20 protein-coding genes and 4 pseudogenes are annotated in these 23,862 nt (G+C 57.6%); 16 read left to right on the forward strand and 8 right to left on the reverse strand.

Annotated features, from left to right (window positions below; genetic code table 11):
* Positions 1 to 3 precede the first annotated feature (3 nt).
* Both HMPREF1287_RS09635 and HMPREF1287_RS09640 read right to left on the reverse strand, forming a co-directional pair.
* Positions 4 to 1,329, reverse strand: a complete 1,326-nt coding sequence (locus HMPREF1287_RS09635; protein ID WP_023016614.1) for a M1 family metallopeptidase — start codon at positions 1,327 to 1,329, stop codon at positions 4 to 6.
* 36 nt (positions 1,330 to 1,365) lie between these two features.
* On the reverse strand, positions 1,366 to 2,445 hold the full coding sequence (locus tag HMPREF1287_RS09640; RefSeq protein ID WP_005276560.1) for an alpha/beta hydrolase family protein: 1,080 nt from the start codon (positions 2,443 to 2,445) through the stop codon (positions 1,366 to 1,368).
* A 633-nt stretch (positions 2,446 to 3,078) separates the two neighbouring features.
* On the opposite strand from HMPREF1287_RS09640, the gene lpdA reads away from it, so the two are divergent.
* On the forward strand, positions 3,079 to 4,491 hold the full coding sequence (gene lpdA, locus HMPREF1287_RS09645) for a dihydrolipoyl dehydrogenase (RefSeq protein ID WP_005276561.1): 1,413 nt from the start codon (positions 3,079 to 3,081) through the stop codon (positions 4,489 to 4,491).
* A 91-nt stretch (positions 4,492 to 4,582) separates the two neighbouring features.
* On the opposite strand, the gene ramB is transcribed toward lpdA, so the two are convergent.
* The gene (gene ramB / locus HMPREF1287_RS09650) at positions 4,583 to 5,992 is read right to left on the reverse strand and encodes an acetate metabolism transcriptional regulator RamB (RefSeq protein ID WP_023016616.1); all 1,410 of its coding nucleotides are present in this window, start codon (positions 5,990 to 5,992) and stop codon (positions 4,583 to 4,585) included.
* A gap of 372 nt (positions 5,993 to 6,364) precedes the next feature.
* Between ramB and HMPREF1287_RS09655 the strand changes: the two genes are divergently transcribed.
* The 8 genes and pseudogenes from HMPREF1287_RS09655 to HMPREF1287_RS12905 all read left to right on the forward strand — a co-directional run.
* Positions 6,365 to 7,120 (forward strand): succinate dehydrogenase cytochrome b subunit, encoded by a 756-nt coding sequence (locus HMPREF1287_RS09655; protein ID WP_023016617.1) that lies wholly within the window; start codon positions 6,365 to 6,367, stop codon positions 7,118 to 7,120.
* A gap of 15 nt (positions 7,121 to 7,135) precedes the next feature.
* Positions 7,136 to 9,151, forward strand: a complete 2,016-nt coding sequence (locus tag HMPREF1287_RS09660) for a fumarate reductase/succinate dehydrogenase flavoprotein subunit (RefSeq protein ID WP_023016618.1) — start codon at positions 7,136 to 7,138, stop codon at positions 9,149 to 9,151.
* Positions 9,151 to 9,900 carry a succinate dehydrogenase/fumarate reductase iron-sulfur subunit gene (locus tag HMPREF1287_RS09665; protein ID WP_005276565.1) on the forward strand — a complete coding sequence of 250 codons (750 nt, stop codon included), beginning with the start codon at positions 9,151 to 9,153 and terminating at the stop codon, positions 9,898 to 9,900. The genes HMPREF1287_RS09660 and HMPREF1287_RS09665 overlap by 1 nt, the downstream gene beginning before the upstream one ends.
* A 56-nt stretch (positions 9,901 to 9,956) precedes the next feature.
* A complete protein-coding gene (locus HMPREF1287_RS09670) occupies positions 9,957 to 10,331 on the forward strand; it encodes a hypothetical protein (protein WP_005276566.1) in 375 nt (124 codons plus the stop codon).
* A 564-nt stretch (positions 10,332 to 10,895) separates the two neighbouring features.
* Positions 10,896 to 11,048: pseudogene (locus HMPREF1287_RS09675) on the forward strand (IS256 family transposase); the annotation flags it as partial.
* Positions 11,049 to 11,562: 514 nt separating this feature from the next.
* Positions 11,563 to 11,761: pseudogene (locus HMPREF1287_RS12895) on the forward strand (hypothetical protein).
* Between the two features lie 179 nt (positions 11,762 to 11,940).
* Positions 11,941 to 12,654 (forward strand): IS3 family transposase, encoded by a 714-nt coding sequence (locus HMPREF1287_RS12900; RefSeq protein WP_369707493.1) that lies wholly within the window; start codon positions 11,941 to 11,943, stop codon positions 12,652 to 12,654.
* Positions 12,620 to 12,724: pseudogene (locus tag HMPREF1287_RS12905) on the forward strand (hypothetical protein); the annotation flags it as partial. The gene HMPREF1287_RS12900 and the pseudogene HMPREF1287_RS12905, both read left to right, overlap by 35 nt.
* Here the strand turns inward: HMPREF1287_RS12905 and HMPREF1287_RS12910 are convergent.
* Positions 12,725 to 13,192 (reverse strand): hypothetical protein, encoded by a 468-nt coding sequence (locus HMPREF1287_RS12910; protein ID WP_023016623.1) that lies wholly within the window; start codon positions 13,190 to 13,192, stop codon positions 12,725 to 12,727.
* A gap of 230 nt (positions 13,193 to 13,422) precedes the next feature.
* Here HMPREF1287_RS12910 and HMPREF1287_RS09690 point away from each other — a divergent pair, with 230 nt between their 5' ends.
* Positions 13,423 to 13,941: a hypothetical protein gene (locus HMPREF1287_RS09690; RefSeq protein WP_023016624.1), complete on the forward strand. Its 519-nt coding sequence runs from the start codon at positions 13,423 to 13,425 to the stop codon at positions 13,939 to 13,941.
* A 40-nt stretch (positions 13,942 to 13,981) separates the two neighbouring features.
* Here HMPREF1287_RS09690 and HMPREF1287_RS09695 read toward each other — a convergent pair whose 3' ends face one another.
* A complete protein-coding gene (locus HMPREF1287_RS09695; RefSeq protein WP_023016495.1) occupies positions 13,982 to 15,217 on the reverse strand; it encodes an IS256 family transposase in 1,236 nt (411 codons plus the stop codon).
* Positions 15,218 to 15,471: 254 nt separating this feature from the next.
* On the opposite strand from HMPREF1287_RS09695, the gene HMPREF1287_RS09705 reads away from it, so the two are divergent.
* Both HMPREF1287_RS09705 and HMPREF1287_RS09710 read left to right on the forward strand, forming a co-directional pair.
* Positions 15,472 to 15,954 (forward strand): helix-turn-helix domain-containing protein, encoded by a 483-nt coding sequence (locus tag HMPREF1287_RS09705; protein WP_005276570.1) that lies wholly within the window; start codon positions 15,472 to 15,474, stop codon positions 15,952 to 15,954.
* Positions 15,947 to 16,366: a hypothetical protein gene (locus HMPREF1287_RS09710; protein WP_005276573.1), complete on the forward strand. Its 420-nt coding sequence runs from the start codon at positions 15,947 to 15,949 to the stop codon at positions 16,364 to 16,366. Before HMPREF1287_RS09705 ends, HMPREF1287_RS09710 begins: the two co-directional genes overlap by 8 nt.
* Positions 16,367 to 16,575: 209 nt before the next feature.
* Here HMPREF1287_RS09710 and HMPREF1287_RS12505 read toward each other — a convergent pair whose 3' ends face one another.
* Positions 16,576 to 16,938 carry a hypothetical protein gene (locus HMPREF1287_RS12505; RefSeq protein WP_156905074.1) on the reverse strand — a complete coding sequence of 121 codons (363 nt, stop codon included), beginning with the start codon at positions 16,936 to 16,938 and terminating at the stop codon, positions 16,576 to 16,578.
* 312 nt (positions 16,939 to 17,250) lie between these two features.
* Entirely contained in the window at positions 17,251 to 17,877 is a 627-nt protein-coding gene (locus HMPREF1287_RS12510; RefSeq protein ID WP_155802668.1) for a hypothetical protein, read from the reverse strand.
* 646 nt (positions 17,878 to 18,523) lie between these two features.
* Between HMPREF1287_RS12510 and HMPREF1287_RS09725 the strand changes: the two are divergent.
* Positions 18,524 to 19,703: pseudogene (locus HMPREF1287_RS09725) on the forward strand (IS3 family transposase).
* Here HMPREF1287_RS09725 and HMPREF1287_RS09730 read toward each other — a convergent pair.
* Positions 19,704 to 20,498: a helix-turn-helix transcriptional regulator gene (locus tag HMPREF1287_RS09730; protein WP_005276583.1), complete on the reverse strand. Its 795-nt coding sequence runs from the start codon at positions 20,496 to 20,498 to the stop codon at positions 19,704 to 19,706.
* Between the two features lie 29 nt (positions 20,499 to 20,527).
* Between HMPREF1287_RS09730 and HMPREF1287_RS09735 the strand changes: the two genes are divergently transcribed.
* From HMPREF1287_RS09735 to HMPREF1287_RS09745, 3 genes are read left to right on the forward strand one after another with little or no spacing between them, the layout of a single operon-like run.
* Positions 20,528 to 21,406 (forward strand): ThiF family adenylyltransferase, encoded by an 879-nt coding sequence (locus tag HMPREF1287_RS09735; protein ID WP_023016627.1) that lies wholly within the window; start codon positions 20,528 to 20,530, stop codon positions 21,404 to 21,406.
* The gene (locus tag HMPREF1287_RS09740; RefSeq protein ID WP_005276586.1) at positions 21,403 to 22,065 is read left to right on the forward strand and encodes a formyltransferase family protein; all 663 of its coding nucleotides are present in this window, start codon (positions 21,403 to 21,405) and stop codon (positions 22,063 to 22,065) included. The genes HMPREF1287_RS09735 and HMPREF1287_RS09740 overlap by 4 nt, the downstream gene beginning before the upstream one ends.
* Positions 22,062 to 23,426: an MFS transporter gene (locus HMPREF1287_RS09745; RefSeq protein WP_005276588.1), complete on the forward strand. Its 1,365-nt coding sequence runs from the start codon at positions 22,062 to 22,064 to the stop codon at positions 23,424 to 23,426. The genes HMPREF1287_RS09740 and HMPREF1287_RS09745 overlap by 4 nt, the downstream gene beginning before the upstream one ends.
* Positions 23,427 to 23,862 lie beyond the last annotated feature (436 nt).

Genomic DNA, 23,862 nt, shown 5'->3' on the forward strand with positions numbered 1-23,862 from the left:
CCACTAATCCGGAAACTTAGGCAACGCTGTTTCATCGAGCCATGAGGCAACGGTGGCATCGAAAAGAGCAGCGTCCGGCGCAGCCTCCCGGAAGGCCGAGAGAAGATCTGCGGGCTCGACCACGGAGTGCTGATGCTGGGTGAGATAGGAGGTGAGGGTGGGGAAGAAGGCATCGCCAAGCAGCCGGTGAATGGCGTGTACCGCGAGGGCCCCGCGCTTGTACACGCGGTCATCGAACATATCGCGCGCGCCGGGATCAGAAACCTTGATGTCTTGGCGCTTGCGCATCAGAACTTGGTAATGCGAGCGCGCCGCCTCGCGCGCGGAGGACGCACCCTTGTGCTCACCCCACAACCACTCGCTGTAGCAGGCAAAACCCTCATTGAGCCAAATATCCGTCCACGCAGAAAGGCCGACGGAATTGCCGAACCACTGGTGGGAAAGCTCGTGCGCGATGAGCCGCTCGAAGGCGTGATCGCCCTTCACATGGTTGGAACCGAAAATGGACAAGCCTTGGGCCTCGAGGGGAATCTCCAGCTCATCCTCGGTAATGATGACCTGATAGGCGGGGAACGGATAAGGCCCGTAGATAGAGGAGAAGAAATCCACCATCTCCTGCTGCCGGGAAAACTCTTCGCGTACGCGCTCGCGCAAGAACGCCGGGGCCCACGCCTGGGTATTAGCCCCCAGCGAATACGAAGAAAACTCGCCTACCTGTACCGTTGCCAGGTATGTGGCCATGGGGTGGCGCGTGCGGTAGTGCCACCGGGTGGTGGAACCGCCGGCCTTGCGGGAGACCAATTCGCCATTGGAAATGACGGTAAAGGGGCTATCGGCGGTGATGATGATGTCATACGTCGCCTTTTCAGAAGGCGTGTCATCGCACGGGAACCAGCTGGGCGCGCCATTGGGCTGGCTGGCCACCAACGAGCCGGATTCGGTTTCCTCCCAGCCAATTTCACCCCATGTGGTGCGGATGGGGCGCGGGCTCCCGCCGTAGCGAATGTGCAGCTCAAACTCGGTTCCGGCAGGGATTTCGGAGGCAAAACGCAGGCGCAGCTTCCCGGAAGATTGGCGGAACTTAGCCACCCGAGGCGCGTGCTTGGCGGTCACGCGCCGCGCCACCATCGCCCCGCCAAGATCTAAGGTTAAGGAGGTCAGTTCCTCCACCGCGCGCACGCTCAAAATGGCCTCGCCCTGCAGCAGGTTAGGCTCCACGCGATAGTTCAAGTCCAGCGTGTAGTGGGTAACTTCAAATCCGAGGTTGAAGTCCACGCCAGTATAAGGATCAGTATGCGCACGCGAAAAGGCGGTAGGAAGCAATGTCATAATTGCACCCTACCGCCCGTTGCGCGCAGCCTAAATTTAGCTATTGAAGCCCCGCTCGAATACTGGCCAGGAATCCTTCAGATCCTGGTTCCAGTGTGGCCACGAGTGGGTTCCGGTATTGCGGAAGTTAAAGGTTGCTGGCACGCCAGCCTGGTCAAGCTTGGCCTTGAAGTTGTGGGTGCAGTAGTTCACCCCGGCCTCGATGGCGCCGCCTTCAACCTGCAGGGTAGCGGAGCCCTGCGCTGCCTGGAGCGGGTTGTAGCCCTTGGACTGGATGTAGGAGAATGTGTCTTCCTCGCTAGCCAGACCAGAGCCAGAGGACACGTACAGCTCGGTGCCGTGCAGCTTCTCGGCATTCATCATGGCGTCGTTATAGCGGTTGGTGGGAGAACCCAGCGGGCCCCACATCTGGTCCACGCTGCCGCCGCCGCGACCAACGGTCAGCTCTACGCCCTGGCGCTCAATGGGGTACGCGGTAGCCGCGCAACCAGCAAAGGAACCAACGGCGTCGTAGAAGCCCTGGTTGTGCTGCGCCAGCAGCAGGGAGGAGGTGGCGGACATGGACATGCCCGCGATGGCGCGGTGGTTATCGGCATTGATGTGCTTCTCGATGGCCCCCGGCAGCTCCTTGGTCAAGAAGGTCTCCCACTTCTGTGGCCCCTGGAGGAAGCCCGAATTCGGCTCAGAGATCCAGTCGGTGTAGTAGGAGAAAGCGCCGGCCTGTGGGACAACGACGTTGACGTCCTTCGAGTGGTAGAAGTCAACGGCATCAGAAAGCTTCAGCCAATCCATGTCCTGTTCCGCGCCGCCTGCACCGTTGAGCAGGTACACGGTCGGGCGGTTTTCATGCTGGGCGCGGACGACGGCCAAAGGAATCTTCCGGCCGTTCATCGCCGGCGAGGTTGCCTCGAGCTTTTCAACGCGCGCATCATCCTTGTACTTCTTGTACCAGGACTTACCCTCGATTTCCGGGGTAGGCTCCAGCGGGGAAATCGTGGACTGTGCGGCATCGCCCGCCACCTGCTGCGGGGTCAGCTCGGCCGCGCCTGCCACGGGGGCATAAGCCAAGCCCGTGCAAACCGCAGCTGCCGCGAGGACAGAATTGAGACGCTTCATGGTGCTTCTTTCCTGTAGGGAGTGGACTCGATAACTATACTTCGGCCGCGAAAAATCGGCATATTGAGGAAGTATATTCAGTGTTTAGCCATATAGATATCGCCATTTATAGTGCCCAATAAATGCCCGCCGGTAAAGACCTAGGCCGATTTGGGGCATGAGCGGGGGTAAGCGGTGCTCTATACGCCTGTACCTTTGTTAATAATAACAAACACTGTGACAATAGAGGTTTGTGTGTCATAATCTCCCAAGAAGTCGCGGCGCAGCTGTAACGCCAGCAGAAATGGCTGCGTTAGTGCTTTTAGTGTGAAAAGCTAAGCAGTGCGATTGTGCACGTGCGCTCCAACAAAAGAAAGAACCTCAATGAACGTTTTCGATACCGTCCTCGTTTCCATCAACGAATTCCTCGGCCCCTTCATCCACTCCGCGTTGGAGGCCTACTCCAAGCTGCTGGTTTCCTTTCACCTGATCTAAACCTGCGAAGCCTCAAGGGTCCTGCGGGGGTGCATCTGCTGCTTGCCGATGCCCCCTTTGCAGGGCCCTTTCCTTCTTCTCACCGCCGCATGGGGTGGGGTGCCCCCAAGTGTGACCAATTACGCGACAATGAGGAGAAAGTTACGTATCCTGTAGGGCGTGACTAACGAACATTATGACGTAGTAGTACTCGGTGCGGGCCCTGGCGGCTACGTTGCCGCCATCCGCGCAGCTCAGCTTGGAAAGAAAGTCGCTGTTATTGAAAAGCAGTACTGGGGCGGAGTCTGCCTCAACGTAGGCTGTATTCCCTCCAAGTCGCTGCTGAAGAATGCAGAGGTTGCCCACACCTTCAACCACGAGGCGAAGGCTTTTGGCATCTCCGGCGATGTTTCCTTTGATTTCGGTGTGGCCCACAAGCGTTCCCGCAAGGTTTCTTCGGGCATCGTCAAGGGCGTTCACTACCTGATGAAGAAGAACAAGATCACCGAGATTAACGGTCTGGGTTCCTTCAAGGACGATAAGACCATTGAGATTACTGAGGGCGATGACGAAGGTAAGACCGTTACCTTTGATGACTGCATCATCGCTACCGGTTCCGTGGTCAAGTCCCTGCCTGGCGTTGAGCTCGGCGGCAATATCGTCTCCTATGAAGAGCAGATCCTGAACGAGGAAGCACCGAAGTCCATGGTCATCGTGGGCGCCGGCGCCATCGGCATGGAGTTTGCTTATGTGCTGGCCAACTACGGTGTGGACGTTACCATCGTGGAGTTTATGGACCGCGTCCTGCCGAATGAGGACAAGGACGTATCCAAGGAGATTGCTAAGCAGTACAAGAAGCTTGGCGTTAAGCTCCTGACGGGTTACAAGACCACCTCTGTGAAGGACAACGGCGACGATGTCACCGTTGAGGTCGAATCCAAGGATGGTTCCAAGCAGGACACCCTGACCGTGGATCGCGCCATGATCTCCATCGGCTTCGCTCCGCGCGTTGAGGGCTTTGGCCTTGAGAACACCGGCGTTGAGCTGACTGAGCGCGGTGCCATCGACATCGATGACCGCATGCGCACCAACGTTGACCACATTTACGCCATCGGTGACGTCACTGCGAAGCTGCAGCTCGCACACGTGGCAGAGGCACAGGGTGTTGTAGCGGCAGAAACCATTGCTGATGCAGAAACTCAGCTCTTGGGTGACTACAACAACATGCCGCGCGCTACCTTCTGCAACCCGCAGGTCGCTTCCTTTGGCTACACCGAAGAGGCAGCCAAGGAGAAGTTCCCTGATAAGGACATCAAGGTTGCTACCTTCCCGTTCTCCGCAAACGGTAAGGCAGCCGGCCTGAATGAGACCGCCGGCTTTGTCAAACTTATTGCTGACGGCGAATTCGGCGAGCTCATCGGTGGACACATGGTGGGTTCCAACGTTTCGGAGCTCTTGCCCGAGTTGACCTTGGCTCAGCGTTTCGACCTGACCACTGAGGAAATCGGCCGCAACGTACACACCCACCCGACCTTGTCTGAGGCTATGAAGGAAGCCGCCGAGGGCATCAGCGGCCACATGATCAACCTCTAAACAAGCGTTCCCTATACCGCATAACGGCACCGCAGCGTTCTCCAGAAAGGAGGACCGCGGTGCCGTTTCGCTGTGTGCGGCTAAAGCCCAGCTAGTAAGGCGCGACCGCCGAGCGGTGGATATCGATATCGATCGCCTCGTTGATGGGCGGGAAAGCGCGCTGCGAGCAGTTTTCGCGCGCGCAAGTACGGCAGCCAGGTCCGATGGGCGTGGCGGCGTGGAGATTGGTGAGGTCGAGGCCCTCCGCATAGACCGTGCGATCGGCGTGGCGGGCCTCGCAGCCCAGGCCAATGGCGAAGAGCTTATTGGTATCGCCGTAGCGTCCTTGGTGGTGCTGCACGGCCCGGGAAATCCACAGGTAGTTGCGGCCATCGGGCATCTGCGCGAGCTGGCGCGAGATGACACCTGGACGGGTGAAGGTCTCGTAGACATTCCACAGCGGGCAGGTGCCGCCGTTATTGGAAAAGTGCACGCCGGTGGCGGATTGCCGCTTGGACATATTGCCGGCGCGATCCACGCGCACGAAGGTAAACGGAACGCCGCGCAGATTATCGCGCTGCAGGGTGGAAAGCCGGGAGGCGACCGTCTCGTATCCCACGCCGAAGACTTGGCATAGGTACTCCACGTCGTAGCCGGCGCGCTCGGCCTCGCTGTGCATCATGGCATAGGGCATGAGCGTGGCGGCGGCGAAGTAGCTGGCTAGGCCGCGTTTGGCCAAGCTGCGGGAGGAATCAGAGGTAAAGGGCTCATCGGCCACGAGCGCGGAGATCTGGTCCTGGGCCTCGAGCAGGCCAAGCTCGGCGGCCATGCGGAAGGCGCGTTGGCCCTCGCTCAGGCGCGAGGCGAGCGTGAACTGCCCGCTCTCGCGGTCAAAGCGGTGCAGCGTGCCATCCATCTGCGCCGTCAACTCGATATCTACGCCGTGTTCCTCGCGCAGCCGGTTCGCCAGCGCCTGCTCGGCATCGCGAATGCCGAATTGGGTGACCCGGAGGTCATCGGCAAGCGCCTCCGCATGATGGTCCAGTCCGTCCAGGTAATTTTGCCGGGCATAAAAGAAGTCGCGCACCTCATCGTGCGGCATGGATAGGGCAGCTGCGCTTTCCGATGTCCGCCTCGTATCCGTGGCCAGCGAGAGCTTATCGCGCACGTTGCGGTAGCGGCGGTGTACATCGACAAGCGTGCGGGCGACGGTGGGGTGGTTATATACCAGCTCCGATAGCTCCTGAAGCTCCACCGGGGAGGGGCAGAGCTCCTTGTCTTGGATGACGTCCTGGATCTCCGCGAGGAGACGGGAGTCATCATCGCGGGAGAAAAACGTGGCGTCGACGCCAAAGACCTCGGTAATGCGCAGCAGCACCGGCACGGTGAGCGGGCGGACATCGTGCTCAATCTGGTTGACGTAACTGGCGGAAAGGCCGAGGGTGCCAGCTAGGGAGGCTTGGCTGAGATCGCGTTCACGGCGAAGCTGGCGAAGGCGAGAGCCCACATACGTCTTACTCATGCGCCAAAGGTTACTAGTAGCGAGCGCGGCTGTGCATCTTTATGGCGAAAATTTTGTGAAGACTCTTCGCTACCTGGACACGCTGTTTGTGGGGTTTCATGCGAAAGTTTGACACATAAAGGGGTGGACTAATCACTTGCGCAACATGGAGTGGCGAAGCTCACAGTTTGGGCTACAAATATGAAACATCTGCATTGCGGAAATGAAGGTACCCAAGGTAACAGCGTTTTCACATTCTTGTTCTCAGGCTACCCTTACCTAAAAGATCTCACCGCCTCGTCGCGCTTGCGAACCAGGAGCAATTGGCCGCTCGAAAATAACTAGTAACCAGCGGTTAAGCCCAGTTAAGGTAAGTACGACTATGGAGGTGTCATGACTTTAAGAAATCCGGACCGTGAGGCAATCGCTCACGGCCACATCACTAATGAACCAATTCGTCAGCAGCCCGGAACGCCATCGTGGGTACTGAAGCTCATCATGGCCGTTACCGGTTTGCTCTTTGCGCTTTTCGTCGTCGGCCACATGGCCGGCAACCTGAAGCTGTACATGCCGGCACACAACGGTGAGCCCGCCCTGGATGAGTACGGCGAGTTCCTGCGCTCTATGGGTGAACCGCTGCTGCCGCACGGCTCTGCCCTGTGGATCATCCGCATCGTGCTGATCGTGGCAATCCTTGCCCACATCTACGGTGCCTTTACCTTGGCTTCCCGCTCCAAGGCATCCCGCGGCAAGTTCAAGCGCACCAACCTGATGGGTGGCCTGGATTCCTTCGCCACCAAGTCCATGCTGGTAACTGGTATCGTGCTGCTGCTCTTCATCATCTTCCACTTGCTGGACCTCACCATGGGCGTACAGCCGATGGCCCCAGAGGGATTCGTTGAAGGCTCTGTTAAGGCCAATATGATCGAAACCTTTAGCCGTTGGCCGGTCACCATCTTCTACGTGCTGGCAATGTGCTGCCTCTTCCTGCACCTGACCCACGGCATCCGCCTCGCCGCATCTGACCTGGGTATCACCGGTGCAAAATGGCGTCAGACCTTCTTGGTCTTGGCCTACATCATCCCGGCCGTTGTATGCATCGGCAACATCGTTATGCCTTTGTCCGTTGCCCTGGGCTTGGTCAGCTAAAGGAGATAGGAACCCATGACTACTACTGAACTCAAGCGTGAACACCCCAACTTCTCGCACCCAAAGTCCATCGTTGAGGGCGTCTCCGCTGGTAATATCCTGGAATCCCAGGAACCGCACGGCGTGCCGATGAAGGATATGTGGGCTCACCACGTTGACCACATGAACCTGGTCTCCCCACTGAACCGCCGCAAGTTCGAGGTCCTCGTTGTAGGTACCGGCTTGTCCGCGGGTGCTGCTGCGGCAGCCCTTGGTGAATTGGGCTACGGCGTCAAGGTCTTCACCTACCACGACTCCCCGCGCCGCGCGCACTCCATTGCTGCGCAGGGTGGTGTCAACGCCTCCCGCGCCAAGAAGGTGGACAACGACTCCGCATACCGCCACACCAAGGACACCGTGAAGGGCGGCGACTACCGCTGCCGCGAGTCCGACTGCTGGCGCTTGGCCAACGAGTCCGTTCGCGTTATCGACCACATGAACGCCATCGGCGCGCCGTTTGCCCGTGAGTACGGCGGCACCCTGGCCACCCGTTCCTTCGGTGGTGTGCAGGTCTCCCGTACCTACTACACCCGTGGTCAAACAGGTCAGCAGCTGCAGCTGTCCACGACCTCTGCGCTGTACCGTCAGATCGGCCTGGGCAATGTGGAGCTTTTTGCCCACAACGATATGCAGGACATCATCACCTACGATGACAATGGCAAGAAGCGCGCGGGCGGCATCGTCACCCGCAACCTGATTACCGGTGAGCTCAAGGCCTTCACCGGCCACGCCGTCATCCTGGGTACCGGTGGTTACGGCAACGTCTACCACATGTCCACCCTGGCGAAGAACTCCAACGCCAGCGCCATGATGCGCGCTTATGACAAGGGCGCTTACCTGGCTTCCCCGGCGTTCGTGCAGTTCCACCCGACGGGCCTGCCAGTTAACTCCGATTGGCAGTCCAAGACCATTTTGATGTCGGAGTCCCTGCGTAACGACGGCCGCATCTGGTCCCCCAAGGAAGAGGGCGATGACCGCGACCCGAACACCATTCCGGAGGAAGAGCGCGATTACTTCTTGGAGCGCCGCTACCCGGCCTTCGGCAACCTGGTTCCCCGTGACGTTGCCTCCCGTGCAATTTCCCAGCAGATCAACAAGGGCCTGGGCGTTGGACCGCTGAAGAACTCGGTCTACCTTGACTTCCGCGACGCCATCGAGCGTCTGGGTAAGGATAAGATCCGCGAGCGTTACTCCAACCTCATTCAGATGTATGAAGAGGCCATTGGTGAGTCCGCGTACGAGACCCCCATGCGCATCGCTCCTACCTGCCACTTCACCATGGGCGGCCTGTGGACCGACTTCAACGAGATGACCTCTATTGACGGCCTCTTCGCCGCCGGTGAGTGCTCCTGGACCTACCACGGTGCTAACCGCCTGGGCGCTAACTCCCTGCTTTCGGCTTCCGTTGATGGCTGGTTCACCCTGCCGTTTACCATCCCGAACTACTTGGCTGACCACCTCAACGAGGACAAGCTGGCCGAGGACTCCGCTGAGGCACAAGAAGCCGTGCAGAAGTCCCAGGAGCGCATCGACAAGCTGATGCAGGTCCACGGCGACGACCCGCACGGTCCGTCCCACTACCACCGCCAGCTGGGTGACCTGCTGTACTTCGGCTGCGGTGTGTCCCGTAACGTCGAGGACCTGAAGGACACCATCGAGAAGATCCGCGCCCTGCGCGATGACTTCTGGAAGAACGTTCGCATCCCTGGTGAGGCGAATGACATGAACCAAGTCCTGGAATACGGCCTGCGCGTTGCCGATTACCTGGACCTGGGTGAGCTCATGTGCATCGATGCCCTCGACCGCGATGAGTCCTGTGGCGCTCACTTCCGCGAAGATCACCTTTCTGAAGAAGGCGAAGCCGAGCGTGACGATAAGAACTGGTGCTTCGTTTCCGCCTGGGAGCCGGGCGAGAACAAGAACGAGTTCATCCGCCACGCAGAACCCCTGTACTTTGACTCGATCCCGCTGATGACAAGGAACTACAAGTAATGAAATTGACACTTGAGATCTGGCGTCAAGCCGGACCCACCCAGGAAGGTAAATTCGAAACCGTCCAGGTGGATGATGCCTCCGAGCAGATGTCCATTCTGGAGCTATTGGACCACGTCAACGAAGGCTACGTTGAGCGCGGCGAAGAGCCTTTCGCTTTCGCCTCTGACTGTCGCGAGGGTATCTGCGGCACCTGTGGTTTGACCGTCAACGGTCGCCCACACGGCCCGGGGCAAAACACCCCTGCCTGCCAGCAGCGTCTGTTCAACTTCAACGATGGCGACACCATCCAGTTGGAGCCATTCCGCTCCGCTGCTTACCCCGTCATCAAGGACATGGTGGTTGACCGCTCCGCACTGGACCACGTGATGGAGCAGGGCGGTTACGTATCCATGGATGCTGGCACCGCACCGGATGCTGACACCATGCACATCAACCACGAGACCGCCGAGTACTCGCTGGATCACGCAGCCTGCATTGGTTGCGGTGCCTGCGTTGCTGCCTGCCCGAACGGTGCGGCACACCTGTTCACCGGCGCCAAGCTGGTTCACTTGTCCATGATGCCGCTGGGTAAGGAAGAGCGCGGCAGCCGTGCCCGCAACATGGTTGCTGATTTGGAATCCAACTTCGGCCACTGCTCCCTCTACGGTGAGTGCGCCGATGTCTGCCCGGCGGGCGTCCCACTGACCGCAGTATCTGCCGTTACCCGCGAACGTGCACGTGCTGCTTTCCGTGGCAAGGACGACTAAGCTAGAGTTATTCCGTAGGAATACTAGGAACGAGAGAAAGACAGAAAGACTCCGCCATGAGCGATAACACCCACGTAGTTGCTGACTACCAGAGCGAAACGTATCCGGAGTTCTCCGGCAAGATTCAGGACAACTACATCGAAGGCTACGATCCAGTATCCTTCGCAGCTCCTCACTCTTCCCTTCTCCGCACCTCCACGTGGGTCGGCATGGGCTTGATCCTGTCTTGCCTGCCAGCAGCCGGCATCCTCATCTGGGGCCTCGGCGTGTGGGACACCCCGCTGGGCACCGCAGGTGAAGGCAACTACGGCCTGACCATCGCCATCGGCGTCATTTCCTTGGTTGTGGTGGCCATCGCAGCCGCCGGCACCATCCACTATGGACGCCGCTACTACCGCCAGTACCGCAAGGAAACCGGCCGAGTTAACTAAGGCGCACGCCTAGTTCAGGCAACGTCTCAGTTTCTGTACTGACTCTACACAACCCCCGCCTCTACCGCATATAAGCTCTGCAGGAGGCGGGGGTTGCTTGTATTTGAAGCAGATAGGGGTTAAGTAGCAAGAGGGGATGCGGACATTTTTAGGAATATTTAGAGTAGCAGCTTGCGTCGGCGTTGATTGATGCTTAATCTGCCGAACTCAAGCTTGATTCTTCGTTCGTTTTAGAAGTCGACATAGTTATGAATCGCTTTTTCTAATTCCTCATGATGTCGCCATTTAGGCCCATAGAACATCTCATTTGGACCTGACCCCAGTTTGGTGGACACCTGATATCCAGCGGTTGCGTCCCTTAGTGTGGTGTAACGCTTGCTGATGGTGGGCCCGAAAATAGTAGGGCGGTCACCGTCGGAAACTTTCGACTCAACAACCACATCTCACCGAACGGCATATGACGATGACCGCTGCACCACATTCTATCGACCCTGCAACCTACTTGGAGAGAGTGTCTAATGGTTTGTGTGTGGGTACCTAACCCGCATGAGGAGATGGACCAGAATGACTACTATGGCGAGACGAGATCCGGCTGATAAGGCCAAGATTGATGCGATTGAAAAGAAGCTGCTTGCTAACCCAGAAATCGCGAAACTGATTGATGACCTAGGCACGTCGACAACGGATGCCAATGGCCCAGTTCGGGGCATGTTGCAACGACCCTCTGAACTCAAGCCCGTCGCAAACGCTGCAAAGACCCCATTCGTAACGCCGTATTAGCGCTTATGATTAGGTGGAATCAGATAACTTAAGAGCTGAGTAGGCTACTGATGAAAAATGGGGCTTGGCCTCTTTAGCAAGTAATCACCGCGTCTCTCTTAGGAGCTATCGTGGTGACCATTATATTGCTCCAGAGCGAGCAGGGAACCTTAGTGGAAGCAATTTTAATCTTCTGCTTGTCTTCGGTTTTCCTTTTTATCGTGTTCTTTTCTGCAGCGAGACTATTCAACGCGCTCTACCGACGTTGGAACTTTTCTAATCAGGAATAGACGTAAATTTATAACGTTCATTCCTTTCTTGACTGGAACAGCAATTGTTCCCATCAATGCCGCAGTCGCACTTTGATCTGTACCAGCGCAGCGCCGAGCGTTCGTCCGCGGGGTGCACCGGCAAGAGTGCTACCTGTATGCCCGGCAAGGTCGTAGGCGAATCTCAGTTCCGCGGTGTTGAAGTGTCCCAGGTTTTGTTCCGTTTGAGTAGATGGGAAAATCTGGAACATGCCGAGAAAATTTGACCAGGATGCGAAGGACCGTGTGGTCCGTCTCGTGGAGGACCGCATCTTGGCGGAAAATATGTCGATGCACCCCGCGTGCCAGGCAGTAGCTCCAAAGCTGGGGGTTTCATGGCACACAGCTCGTCAATGGACTTAAGCCTGCTCGCCGTGCAGGAAGAACCCCAGAACCTGTGCCTGAAGATGTGGCTGCCGAAAACGCGAGGCTACGTCGTGAAAATCAAGAGCTACGCGATACTAATGAGTTGTTGAAGGCTGCCTCGGCTTTTTTCGCGTCGGAACTCGACCCGAAACGTTAAGAAATGATCCGGTTCATCGATGAAAACCGGAATCGTTTCACTGCCCGAGTTCATCTGCAAGACGTTGAAAAATAACCGGGCTGGTGGGTTTATCACCTCGCGTGGGTATCGCCAGTCCAAGGCTCGCGGGTTAAGTGCTCGTCGCCTTCGTGATACTGTTCTGGTTGAACGCATTAGTGCTGTTCATCGGGATAATTACGGTGTCTACGGTGTGCGGAAAATGTGGCATGCGCTTTACCGTGAAGGAATCGATATCGGTCGTGAACACGCTACCCGGCTGATGCGCCTGGCTGGCGTTTCTGGCAAAGGCAAAGGCGGATCACCAATCACAACCCGAAAAGCTAACGTGCCTGATTTGCGCCCGGACTTGGTCGAGCGTGAATTCAAAGCCCGGGGCCCGAACAAGCTGTGGGTGGCCGACATTACCTATGTACGGACACGAAAAGGATTCGTCTACACCGCGTTTGTCACCGACGTCTACTCCCGGCGGATCGTCGGGTGGGCGCTGTCAGATTCGATGCGGACCGAAGCTTTGCCGCTGCAAGCACTCAACCAAGCGATTGTGAGTGCTGAGGAAACAACAGGTCTCATTCACCATTCGGATCACGGCTCGCAGTACGTCAGCGTTGTCTACAACCAGCGACTTACCCGGCACGGCATTACAGCTTCCACCGGAAGTGTTGGTGACTCCTATGATAATGCTCTGGCTGAAAACGTTAACGGCCCCTCATAAGAACGAGCTAGTCCATACCCGCAGGTGGGATGACGTTGTAGAGGTAGAAATCGCGACGTTCGAGTGGGTGTCATGGTGGAACGAGGTAAGGCTCCACCAAAGCTTGGGATACCGAACCCCGGTCGAGGTGGAAACCGAGTTTTGGAAGCAGAACTTGCCACAGGCAATAATGGAAAACAAGGCAAATGCCTAGGAACAAAACTCGGGGCACTTCAAGTAGATCGTTTATCAGGGCCGCCAAAAAGGGGACGAGGCGGACCATGAGCGCGCCAACGATGAACAAGGCGATAAGCCCAATGCCGATGACGGCGCCGAGGGCTAGCTCCTTGAGTGTGTGGCCGTGGAAGCATGACCGGTCGACCCACAAACACCATGTGCCCAGCCAGATGGCGGCGGTGAAGAATGTGGCGGCGTAGAAACCTCCCGAACCAGCCGGCGCCTGAGAGGAATAGAACAGTCCGATGGCACCCAAGATTGCAGGTAGAACTACCCGCCAGAGAATCGGCAGGCGGGTGGCGGTGGCATCACCGTGCGGCATGAAGGCCTTTCACAGTGGGGAAATCAATGAGGGAGCTCGACGCGGGAGGTCATGATTTAGTGTAATCGCGTACTGTCGAAAGTATTGACAACATCGCACTCGTCGACGTGTGCCGGGAGCCAGGAGAAAACATGAATAAAGATACCGCTGTGTAGGCACGGCTGGCGCTTGTCACGGGGGAAGGTGAGATTTGAAGGGCATATCTGCGTAGGGGAGTTCGGGAGGAACTAGTGGATGATTTCGAGTGTCCGGAGATGCCTCACGTGTATCTGCCGGCAGTTAATGCGGACGATGGGTTGACGCGTTGGGAGTTTCTGCAGGGGGCGTTGGATGAGTTCCAGAAGCTTGAAGGTATCAATAAAGATGCTTTTCTCGAGATGCAACAACTTTTGCTGCGTTGGAGTGAGCGTGGCGCCCGAGAAGATGACGTTGCATTGGTGGAGCCATCGGGCACGAGGGTTCTCAATGAAATTCTGAACCCGCCATGGTTAGGCGAGTTGAAAGGGTGGGGAACTGGTGGGAATGGCGAGGACCGTCATTTTCGACTGTACTTCCTCGATATCTCTTCGAGGCCGGGTGAACCGGCCCACCAGATGCTTGTGAGCTTGTGTAAAGAAAAGCGGATCTTTGATGACACGCCTCAGGGAGCTCATAGGACTAACGAGGCGCAGGATCGAGATATTTTGCGGGCTATGCGGTCAAGTCCGTTTGAGTGGTGTTTCTACCTTTCGATAGAGCATGCAGTGTGATGGTGTCAGGGGCCAGCACGTGCTCGGTGCTTTAACTGGTTCATGCGACCTCCTTGGTGGTGTCAGCGTCTATGACGTTGGCGGTAATCAATGCTTTGGTCTGTTCCAGGCTGGTTAGTGACATGTAGCGGTTTTGCTGGATCCAGTCATCGTGTTGTTCTGCTAGGACAGCACCAACAAGGCGCACGACAGCGTCACGATTGGGGAAGATGCCTACAACATCCGTACGCCTGCGGATTTCACGATTGAGCCGTTCAGTAGGGTTATTCGACCAGACTTTCTTCCAGACGGATTTCGGGGCGTTGGTAAAAGCTAAGAGCTCGTCGAGGGCTTCTTCCAGGTAGCTGGCAACGTGGGGGAATTTATCTTCACAAAACGCTACGACCTCACGTGCTTGGGACCACACCGATTCCGAGTCTGGTTGCTGGAATATCGTATGAAACATCGCCGATAGGGTTGGCCACTGGGTCTTGGCAACCATCGAAGACAGGTTTTTAGAAAAGTGCGTTCGACACCGCTGCCAGGACGCATTCGGCAACACGTCACTAATCGCATGCTGGATTCCTAGATGCGCGTCACTGGTGACAAGATAGACCTCATTAAGTCCGCGAGCTTTAAGATCCCTAAAGAACCCAGTCCACGACGCCACAGACTCAGATGTAGCAACCTGCATGCCCAATAGCTCACGATAGCCTTCGGCATTAACCCCGGTAGCCACGAGGACGGAAGCTTTGACCACGCGTCCTCCTTCGCGGACTTTCATGGTCAATGCATCACAGGCAACATACAGGTATGGACCGGTATCGAGTGGTCGGGTACGGAAGTCTTCGACCATCTCGTCCAGGTCTTTAGCCATGTCAGATACCTGCGACTTTGAAAGATTATTAATTCCCAAACTGGCGACGAGATCGTTCATCCTGCGTGTGGACACGCCTTTTAAATAGCAGGTAGCTATTACGGTTGTTAGTGCTCGTTCTGCCCGAGTGCGTCGTTGCAATAACCAGTCCGGGAAAAATGACCCGGTACGTAGTTTGGGTACAGCGACATCAATGGTGCCAACGCGAGTATCAAGATCGCGGTGGCGGTAGCCATTGCGGACATTGGTTCGAGACTTAGACGTGGTGGCGTAGTCGGCGCCGCAGATCTGGTCTGCTTGAGTCGATAGGATTTGGTTGATGAATCCTTGAAGCATCTCGCGCATGAGATCTGGGGATGCTTGGGCAAGCAATTCGTCTAAGTAGGTAGTCGGGTCTATAGAATATGGGCTAGCGGCCATCGTGGTTATCCCTTTCGAGGAAGTGTGGTTACGGAATCGAAAGGTACTACGGTGGTCGCCGGCCTCATTCATAAGGGGCCCACCGTCAGTTACAGATACACCACGCTACTGGACGCAACCGGCTATGCGTCTAGGGAAGCGATGGTGTCAGAAAAACCGGGTCACTTTTCGGCCATGGCCGAAATAGGGATGTGCATTTTAATGCACATAGCTTATGATGGGATGGAACATAGGGAAGCAGGGGTGAATTGATAATGGCGAAGTTAACTATCAAGCCGAAGGATGCGTTGCCCGGGGACCTCATCGGGTCGCAAATGGACCTCATTGAGCAACTCGTGGAGTTTCGAAAACTGCGAGGTATGACGCAAAGCGAGGTGGCATCGCGCATGGGTGTCGACCGCTCTGTTGTCACCAAGTTTGAATCATTGGTGGGACTTGGGAAGAAGAACCACACAATGAAGATGATTCGTGCGTACGCAAACTCCGTTGAAGCGTATGTGGCGCACGTTGTAGTAGATGGTCGTATCCAGCACGGAAGTGCTCCCTACGCCGAGCTTAAAGAAAATATTGCTCGGCGGATTACCGCTTTGGCAAACGTGAACGAGGCTCACGAACAATTCCCTGATGCTGGCCGTGGTCAGCTGGGAACGGACTTTGTATTTGCTGCCCCGGTAGAGTCCGCTGAAACAGGAGTACTGCAGCAGATGGACTACACAATGGAGTGGACTCTTGTCTAAGGAACAACGGGCTGGCTATGCGACGTGGCAGTTGCTTCGCGCTGAGGGGCAGCGCATCGGGGAACAACAGTCGAAGGATGTAGTGCAAAAGAAAGGTCAAGTATCTTTCCAGGTTTCGCGAGGTCAGACTAGTGAGACTCTGGTGCTTGAAGTTCGCATTGATGTTGACGTGCCGGAGCGCGCGAAGTTGGCGCTGGCCCTACGTGGTGACTGGCCAAATTCAGAACATAAAAAGTTAACGCCGGAAGAATTGGATCAGCTTCTCTTGGGCTACAAGCTTGATGAGCTCGTTGCCGTGGTCAATTACGAATTGCAAAACCTAGCGCCTAAGTTTGGCGTGTCAGCACCCTCGATTCCGCAAGAGCAATTGGAAGCCCTACGCCAAGACGCTGCGGACAAGGAAGCGGAGTAGTCCGTGCCGTTCCTTGGGATAAGGCGGATGGCCTTTCCAAGCGCGTGCCCGTTGGTGTCGCGGCTACCCGGTCGCTGAATGATGAGGTAGGCAGCGGCGGCCATAAATTATTGCAATAGTGTACTGTCAAATGTATTGATAACATTGCACTCGCCGGTTTACCAGCCCATCCAGGCTGGCGAACGGAATCTTACTAGGGGCCATTGCGCTTACCAGCAGAAACAAAGCATAGCACTACAAATAGCAACCGGTATAGCAATACCTATAGCTATATGTATAGCGTCACGGAGTACTCCTGCTGCTTGCGGCTGTCGCGCATACTTAGGCAGTGCTGGTTTCGCTTTGAGTATTTGCCCCACCCTGCCGTAGGTGATGCCAAGAAGGTAGGCAATATCGCGGTAGTTGTACCTACCATCCGCTAGCTGCCGAGCATGTTGCGACATATTGGCAAGCTCGTGCGCTTCACGCTCGCGGATGGCGGCAAGTTGGTCGCGGGTAGCTTGAGCTTGTTGCTCTACTTCACCAACAAGGTCGAGATGAACGATAGCTGTTTCAAAGGATTTTTGGTCCAAAGTTGCTGTCCATGCTCTCTGCCCAAACACAGACTTCTTCAAGGTGAGCTCTACCGAAAAAATTCCATTCGTGAGTTTCCCTAAAGAGGAGTAGGAGTTAAAACAAGTAGATTAACTGTTAAGGCAATGGACACAACGATAGAAGTTGCCCTCCAAAAAAGAACCTTACCTCTTTTAAGACTATTAAGCTGGGGCCATTTAATGTCCGCAGCAACCCAAAGAAGAGGAAAGAAAAATAGGTAGGGAAACCCAGCAACGGCTGCGCCCATAGAAATCAAAATTATCGAGGCAGGTAAAATCCCCGACCCTGCTTTAGTTGCAGGTCTTGTCTGCATTGTACTCTCCTGAAGGTACAATATTTGCTGTGATGCATTCAGTCCGACGGTTCAACTTTACTTGACTGAAAGTCTCAGAAGACTTAGACGTCCAAGTTCCATTTCCAGTCGCGTATGCGACTGGATCATTTGCGTGACCGTCGTATGACCACGTTGGAGTTTTGGTCTCACCGCCAGCATCAATTACTTTGACGCTATCAATACTTACGCCGGGGTTCCCGCAAATTTCGACGGTCTGCCACCATGTGTAAAGTGTGTTTCCAAGCAAAGCTTTCTGCTCGAAATGCACACCATCCTTGCGGCAATAGTCTGCAGATCGTGTCGCGGTTCCCGAGTCTGCTGCCTCAGAAACAACAACATCACCAGGAGTATTATACTTATCAAAAGCTTCTCGATCAGCCGATGATAGCTTTTCAATGGCTTCTTCGGGAGCCGAGGATTCCATAACACGGTTGGTCACTTCCTTGGCTTTAGATAGCTCAACCGAATTACCTTCACTATCTGCCATAGCGGGAGCTTGCATGCCACTGGCCATGCTCAGTGCGAAGACTGCACTTGCTGCAAAAGCTGACAACTTCTTGTGATTTTCAGTGTTGGTTTTCATCTGAATTCCAATCTGAGTTCTTATCGTCCTAGTCCTTGACAAACATAACCTAACGCGTGAAGGGGGCAAGGGACAATCATTCGACTTTTTGCGTAGCGGAATTGTTATATTTCCAGCGTGGCCTAACGTCGGCATCGAAGCCGACACGGACGGAGCAACCGTCACCAAGACCGCCACCTCAGTCCGGCAACGACCACCCCGCCCGGAACTGGACTAGCCCCTAGAAAAACAAAGACAAAGCACCCTACGGGGTGCTTTCATTTTTGTCCTGCCAAGTCTGCGCTGATTTACCATCATTAGGCCACTTATCCCCAGGGTTTCACCTGCGATTAAACCTATTTTCCCAGGTCGCTTATAACTATATCCCTGTATCTCTATACCCAGGGGTGATCAACCAACAAAACGTCATCTTGTGGGTTACGGTTTAGGCTCCCGCCTCGCCTTACGGCTCGTTGGGCTGCCGCCCAAATCAATAGATTTGGTTGCCACCAAGACACCCCACCGCAACTACACACCTTATTGCCCTTACGGGTAACCCCACAGTATTTACAGTCAGCACCCGTACCTTGCGCGAGAGGACCTGACCCCCTGGTGGTGGACACGCTGAAACCAGCATGTCGCTGGGGAAGTGAGGTACCTTTCCACCATGCCACGCAAGACCTACACCGAGCGGTTCAGGGGTCAACCGCAACTCGCTGCGCAGCTGGCGCGATGCCTTCGGCACACGCACCAAAACCAATGCCAACGGTGAGAAGGTCGCCAGCCTCATCGCCGCGTCGGACTCCGCCACCGCTGCCTCAGGACTGTCGGACGCCGAGCGCATCCGCGTACTGGAACGCGAAAACGCCAAACTCCGCGAGGAACGAGAAATCCTTCGTAAGGCGGCCAAGTATTTCGCGGAAGAGACGAACTGGTGAACCGCTTCCGGTTCGTTGACGACCATCGAGACCTCTACGAGGTCAAGCGGTTATGCCAGGTCTTGAAACTCAATCGGTCCTCTTACTACGCCTGGAAATCAGCTGCCCCTGCCCGCCGGCAACGCCTCGTCGATGACGCGGTGCTGGGAGCGCAGATCAAGACCACCTTCAACGCCGAGAACGGCTGCTACGGCGCGAAATGAGTGACTGCGGCGATCGACTCCGATCCCGTCAACGACCGGGGCAAGGGCGGCCGTCTCAATCACAAGCGCACCGCCCGGCTGATGCGGCAGATGGGCCTTTTTGGTTTCACCAGGAAACGCCGGGTGAAAACGACGACGTCGAGTAAACGGGACCCGAGGTTTCCGGATCTGCTGCAACGCCGGTTCACTGCGGACAGGCCGAACGCGGTCTACGTCGGCGACATCACGTACCTGCCGATCGTGGACGGGTCGAATATGTACCTGGCCACGGTTATCGACTGCTATTCGCGGCAGTTGACGGGGTTTGCGATCGTTGATCACATGCGCACCGAGTTGGTTGAAGAAGCCCTGACGATGGCCCGGAAGGTTCGCGGGAGCCTAGACGGGGCGATCTTCCACTCGGATCACGGCAGTGTTTATACCTCTGATCAGTACCGGAGACTATGCGTGCGCTTCGGTGTCACCCAGTCGATGGGCGCGATCGGGACGAGTGCGGACAACTCGTTGGCGGAGTCGTTCAACGCCTCGTTGAAGCGGGAAGTCCTGCAGGATGAGTCTAGTTTTCACTAGTCAGTTGGCCTGCCGCCAGGATGTGTTTCGGTGGTGCACGCGGTACAACACCAAACGATTGCATTCATGGTGCGGTTACCGCTCACCGAACGCCTTCGAAGACGCCGGGTTAGCTACACTTACTATCGCATCGTGATTAAATCCCCGTGTCCACTTTCCGGGGTTCGGGCCCATTGAGGGAGATCCCCGCGTCGTTGAGCGCTGCCCGCCCGGTGGGAGTGAGACGCACGGCCCGGGTACGACCCCTGCGGGAAAGCCATTCCTTATCCAGCAGAGTCTTGCAGATTCCCGTGCCGAGAGGGCCGGCGAGGTGGAAGCGGCGTTCGGTGGAGTCCATGCACGACCTGCCCGTGTCGAGCATCTTCGGGGGCACACCCCACTGTATGAACAAGCGATGACCTTGATTAGTGACCTGACAGTGCGAGTCGATGAACTCGTGCTCTTCCAGTTGTTCAGCCAGGCGCACCCCGAGCTTACCGGCGAGGTGCTGATAACAGGTGCGGCCTTCACGTAGGTTCGCATTCGCCCGTGACGCGCTGAGGCTGTGAGGAGTGGGCAGGGGCGAGCGGGCGACCACGCCAAGGCTCTCGACCACTCGTGCGATGTCTTCCCCGGCCAGGCGAATGTAGCGGTGCCGGCCCTGCCGAATGTCGTGGACGAGACCGTGGGTGACGAGCACGTCAACATGCTCGCTCGCCGTCGACCGGGCCAGGCCCGCGTACCTGCCAAGTTCACCAACCGTCCAGGCCCGCCCGTCCATGAGCGCAGCACACATGGCCGCCCGCGACGAGTCAGCCAGAGCCGACGCGACTGTCGAGATATCCGGGACCGCTTCAGGAAACACGCGCGCAACCATGCCTCCAGTGTGCACCCGGAACTGTTCGGTGACGACCGAACAATCGCAGGCATAGTCTGAACTCACCAGATTCATTGCATCAGGAGGCGAAGGGAGCGATCGCGATGAACGGGGACCGCCAACGGCTACGCGGGCACTACGATGAGGACTTCTACTGGGAACGCGTTGACCGCAACCTGGGTTGGCTCGGCGACACCACCGAGGAACAGCGTGAACGCCAAGCACGGTTGCGCGATGCCGTGATCGGCATCGTCGGCACCGGGGGCATCGGCGGTGCCGCAGCCGCCCGCCTGGTGCGCATGGGCGCACTCAACCTGAAACTGGCCGATCCCGACCACTTCGACCTGACTAACGTGCAACGCCAGTACGGCGCCGGGCGAGACACGATCGGCCGCAACAAGGCCGAAGTCGTCGCGGAGCAGGTCTTCGCACTGACCGGGGATGCCAACATCGATGTCTTCCCCGAGGGCATCACCCCGGACACGGCTGAAGAGTTCATGGACGGCTGCGACTATGTGATGGACCAGATGGAGTTCTACCAGATCAGCAACCGCTACGCCCTCCATCGCGCCTTCCGCGCCTCGGACCGGTACAGGTTCATGTTCAAGATCCCGACCGTCGCGCACTCGACGGTCGTGTTCACCTACACGAAGGACTCGATGCCCATCGAGGAGGTCTACGATCTCCCCGAGGATGCCGAGTTCACCCCGGACGTGATCCACCGGCTGATGGAACGCATCATGCCCGAGCATCAGGACTTCCCCTCGCCAGGCACGCTGGATGAGTGGTTCGTGGAGAAGCAGACGATGCCGATCTTCGGAGCCTGCCCGCCCCTGGCCGAAGGCATCCTCGTTGAACGCCTCGCCCAAGAGATCATGGACTTGCCCGGCCGTACGCCTCTGCCCGTGCAGCCCGGGTACGCGCTCTTCGACACCCTGACCTGGGAAGCGAAGACCGTTGAGAAGGCGTGGTGGGCGAAATGACACGCATGGTGCTCTTCACCGAGACCAATTCCGTCTTTGGCTCTTACTTCCTCACCCGACTTGCCAGGCACGATGATGTCATCCTGGCGGCTGTGGTGCTGCGTGAACCCGGCACACTCTGTGACTACTACCTCGATGAGCCCGAGCCCCTCGACCTCGCGAAGGACGCCGCCGAGCTGGATGTGCATACGCTGCGGCCGGCGCACATCAACACCGACGAATTCATTACCGCCATTGGGGGCCTGGCGCCGGACTACTTCATCGTCGCCAACTACCAGCTGCGGCTCGGGCAGCGACTCCTCGCGGTTCCGAGCTACGACGCCCTCAACTTCCACCCCAGCCCGTTGCCCCGCTATGCGGGGCTGGCACCGTTCTATTGGATGGCCGAGAACCACGAGACCCAGGGCGGAGTCTCCGCAGTGCGAACGACAGCTGGGCTCGACGAGGGCCCCCTCGTCGCCCAGCAACTCCTCACGCTCACCGGGGGAGAGACGGCCAGGGAGATCCGGGACATGCACTTCGCCGCGTCCTGGCGCCTGTTCGATCTGGTGCTGCCGACACTACTGGACCGGTCCTACCGGACCTGGGATCAAGACCTGAGCAAGCGCACCTACTTCGGCCACCCGCCCGCCGAGGCTTCGCTGGAGTCTCGCGTATGACCGCGCATCGGCACACGGCGCTGGTCGCGACCCTCCTCGGTTTCTTCATCGTCATGCTCGATACGACCATCGTCAATGTCGCCCTCGCCGAGATCGGCACTGACCTCGACACGACGGTGGGCTCACTGCAGTGGGTCGTCGACGCTTACACCCTCGTGTTCGCCGCGTTCCTTCTCACAGCTGGGGCCGCATGCGACCGTCTCGGGGCCCGCAGGGTCTACCTCGCTGGCCTGGTGGTCTTTGCTGTACTCTCGGCCGTGTGCGCCCTCGCTCCCACAGGCGGGTTCCTCGTCGCTGGTCGCACCGTCCAGGGCGTGGGCGCGGCAGCGATCGTGCCGGGCTCTCTGGCATTGCTGTCGGCTGTGTACGACGATCCGAAGGAACGAGCACGCGCCATCGGGCTGTGGGGCGGCGCAGGAGGTGTTGCCGCCGCGATCGGACCGGTCCTGGGCGGAGCGCTGGTGTCGGCGATCGGGTGGCGGGCGGTGTTCTGGGTCAACCTCCCCATCGTCGCTATCGGCTGTCTGCTCACCTTGTGGGCAATTCCCGCGCTCACGGGCAGTCGCGCGAGACGGGTGGACCTACCCGGACAGGTGCTCTCCGTGCTCACGCTGGTGGCAGTAACCTATGCAGTCATCACCGCAGGCGAACACGGATGGTCACCCTGGCAGGTAGCCGCGCTGATCGCCGGGGGCGTCTTCCTCGCCCTGTTCATCATCGCAGAGCGACGACACCCGGACCCGATGCTGCCGATGGCCTTGTTCACTCGTGCCCGGTTCTCCGTGGCCGCAATGGTAGGGCTCGCGCTCAACATCAGCTTCTTCGGACAACTCTTCGTGCTCTCCCTCTTCTTCCAGCAGTACCTGGGATACGAGCCGTGGCTGGCAGGCCTCGCGCTGGCACCACAGGCGTGCAGCGCCGTGGTCGCGTCACCGCTGGGCGGCCGTGCCGTCGCCCGGTGGGGCGCGTTCCCCACCATGCTCACCGGCCTGGTAGTCGGCACGATCGGCTTCAGCAGCCTCGTGCTGCTCACCGCAGAAACCCCTTACGTGGTGGTCGCGGTGTTGACCTTCACAGCTGGATTCGGGATGGCCTTCGCGATGCCGGCCGCGACCTCGGCCGCAGTGGCCTCGGCCCCGCCGGAACATGTCGGCATTGCAGGAGGAGTCATCAATGCCGCCCGCCAGACCGGCAGCGTCGTCGGCGTCGCAGTCCTCGGCGAAATGGTCGCCAGTGGAGCGTTCCTCACAGGCTTCCACACAGCCGTCGCGGTCGCCGGTGGAGTCTTCGGTGCCGCAGCGCTCGTAGTTGTTGCCACCATCATCAGTCACCTACAGGAGCCAGTTACACCTGAAGTTTAGAATCATTGTGTGATGAAGCACCATCGGAGGAGGTCGAAGAAGCCGCCAGTCGAACGCGTACTGTGCTCCGAAACTGGTAAACGCGAATACGAGCACTATGATGACGCCGTGCACGTAGCACTGAAACGGTCGCGACGGGCAGGGCCGCTGCGGATCTACGAATGCCCCTCGTGCGGGTCGTGGCACCTAACCAAGCGCCCTGACTGGGGTAAACCACCGGCGAACTAATGACACTGTACGGGTCTGTCTCGGCGAGGAACGCTCCGGAGCGCGTCTTTCCTGGACGCTCCAGGAGTTTCGTTCTCATGCATAGGCAGCCGAGGCGCGCTGCAAGGCTTGTAGCCCTGAGGTCAGTCGCCTAGGGCTTTGTACCATGAAACTAGGCGCGCCAGCGACCATAGGCCATGGTCAGAGAGTATGAACACTGGTGACCAGA

The sequence above is a fragment of the Corynebacterium sp. KPL1986 genome, from assembly GCF_000477975.1.
Classification (GTDB): Bacteria; Actinomycetota; Actinomycetes; order Mycobacteriales; family Mycobacteriaceae; genus Corynebacterium; species Corynebacterium accolens.

Bases quoted from the DNA above. Each gene is read 5' to 3' on its own strand.
- HMPREF1287_RS09695 (WP_023016495.1), bottom strand. From the start codon at position 15,217: ATGGCCGCTAGCCCATATTCTATAGACCCGACTACCTACTTAGACGAA.
- HMPREF1287_RS09655 (WP_023016617.1), top strand. From the start codon at position 6,365: ATGACTTTAAGAAATCCGGACCGTGAGGCAATCGCTCACGGCCACATC.
- HMPREF1287_RS09640 (WP_005276560.1), bottom strand. From the start codon at position 2,445: ATGAAGCGTCTCAATTCTGTCCTCGCGGCAGCTGCGGTTTGCACGGGC.
- HMPREF1287_RS09745 (WP_005276588.1), top strand. From the start codon at position 22,062: ATGACCGCGCATCGGCACACGGCGCTGGTCGCGACCCTCCTCGGTTTC.
- ramB (WP_023016616.1), bottom strand. From the start codon at position 5,992: ATGAGTAAGACGTATGTGGGCTCTCGCCTTCGCCAGCTTCGCCGTGAA.
- HMPREF1287_RS12510 (WP_155802668.1), bottom strand. From the start codon at position 17,877: ATGAAAACCAACACTGAAAATCACAAGAAGTTGTCAGCTTTTGCAGCA.
- HMPREF1287_RS09735 (WP_023016627.1), top strand. From the start codon at position 20,528: ATGAACGGGGACCGCCAACGGCTACGCGGGCACTACGATGAGGACTTC.
- HMPREF1287_RS09665 (WP_005276565.1), top strand. From the start codon at position 9,151: ATGAAATTGACACTTGAGATCTGGCGTCAAGCCGGACCCACCCAGGAA.
- HMPREF1287_RS09670 (WP_005276566.1), top strand. From the start codon at position 9,957: ATGAGCGATAACACCCACGTAGTTGCTGACTACCAGAGCGAAACGTAT.
- HMPREF1287_RS09730 (WP_005276583.1), bottom strand. From the start codon at position 20,498: ATGAATCTGGTGAGTTCAGACTATGCCTGCGATTGTTCGGTCGTCACC.
- HMPREF1287_RS12900 (WP_369707493.1), top strand. From the start codon at position 11,941: ATGAAAACCGGAATCGTTTCACTGCCCGAGTTCATCTGCAAGACGTTG.
- HMPREF1287_RS09635 (WP_023016614.1), bottom strand. From the start codon at position 1,329: ATGACATTGCTTCCTACCGCCTTTTCGCGTGCGCATACTGATCCTTAT.
- HMPREF1287_RS12910 (WP_023016623.1), bottom strand. From the start codon at position 13,192: ATGCCGCACGGTGATGCCACCGCCACCCGCCTGCCGATTCTCTGGCGG.
- HMPREF1287_RS09740 (WP_005276586.1), top strand. From the start codon at position 21,403: ATGACACGCATGGTGCTCTTCACCGAGACCAATTCCGTCTTTGGCTCT.
- HMPREF1287_RS09705 (WP_005276570.1), top strand. From the start codon at position 15,472: ATGGCGAAGTTAACTATCAAGCCGAAGGATGCGTTGCCCGGGGACCTC.
- HMPREF1287_RS09660 (WP_023016618.1), top strand. From the start codon at position 7,136: ATGACTACTACTGAACTCAAGCGTGAACACCCCAACTTCTCGCACCCA.